Origin of the sequence: Streptomyces sp., assembly GCF_019510245.1 — a bacterium.
Taxonomy (GTDB): Bacteria; Actinomycetota; Actinomycetes; order Streptomycetales; family Streptomycetaceae; genus Streptomyces.
The window spans coordinates 1-1,140 of sequence record NZ_JAEKKT010000542.1; the positions used below are offsets into that span (position 1 = coordinate 1).

Consider the following 1,140-nt stretch of genomic DNA (forward strand, 5'->3'; position numbering starts at 1 on the left):
CCACGGACGGCAGTCCGGCGCCGAGCAGGGCCAGCCCCACGGCTCCGGAGAGAGCGCATCGCCGCCTCGTCACCTTGGCGAGCATCCATGCCTCCAAGGACGCCCATCGGCGCCCTCGATCACGATAAGCGGCCCTTCGACGGGGCGCCTCCGGGAGAGCGCGATCACGGGTGGCGCCCTAATCTGTGCCCGCACGATGCCCATGAGCCGGCGGTCGCCGCCCCTGTCCCGCTTGCCCCGCGGCGTCGACCGGAGCTGCATCCCGGGAGAGCGGGTGTCAGCTCCGATGGAACCGGCTGTGCAACTGCCGCACACGCTCCGTCAGCTCGGGCACCGGCCCCTCCACGACCACGCCGGGTGCGACCTCGTTGACCGGCAGCGTCCGTACCGGTGGTGCCGGGACGCCCAACTCGGTGAGCCACTGGGCCAGTTGCTCGGACGAGGCGACGTACACGATGCGTCCGAGGCCCACCCAGGCGTGCGCGGCGGCACACATCGGACAGTGCTCGCCGGAGGTGTACACGGTGGCCGCCGCCCGCTCCTCGGGCGTCATGTGCGCCGCCGCCCAGCGGGCCAGCTCGAACTCGGGATGGCGGGTGCGGTCGCCTGAGGCCACGCGGTTGTGGTCCTCCGCGAGGATCTCTCCGTCGGCGCTCACCAGGACCGAGCCGAACGGTTCGTCCCCGGCCTCCAGCGCCTCGGCGGCCAGCTCGACGCAGCGGCGCAGATACGGCAGTTCGGTGTCCCTCACGACTCGATGCCCTTCAAGACTCGGTTGCCCTTCAAGACTCGATGCCCTTCAAGACTCGGTGCCCTTCACGACTCTGTGTCCTTCACGACCGTGGAATACGGCCCTCCTGGCCACGAGCCTAAGGTCATCGCCGCGTCGCCGGGAACGCGTTTCGGGCCACGGTGACCACCCCGAGGGCCACCGCGACCAACGGCAACGCGGTCCACGGCAGCGCCCCGGCGCCCCAGCCGTCCAGTACGAGGCCCCCGGTCAGCGAACCCACCGCGATCCCGGCGTTGTACACCGTCGTCTGCAACGACGTCGCCACGTCCGCCCGCTCCGGACCCGACGCGTCGATCAGCGCCGTCTGGATCAGCGTCGGCGCACCCCCGAAGGCCACGCCCCACAGG

1 protein-coding gene and 1 pseudogene are annotated in these 1,140 nt (G+C 71.4%); both read right to left on the reverse strand.

What is annotated here, in order from left to right; genetic code table 11:
• Positions 1-277 precede the first annotated feature (277 nt).
• Positions 278-751: a nucleoside deaminase gene (locus JF597_RS55225; protein ID WP_294014833.1), complete on the reverse strand. Its 474-nt coding sequence runs from the start codon at positions 749-751 to the stop codon at positions 278-280.
• Between the two features lie 124 nt (positions 752-875).
• Positions 876-1,140: pseudogene (locus JF597_RS55230) on the reverse strand (MFS transporter); the annotation flags it as partial.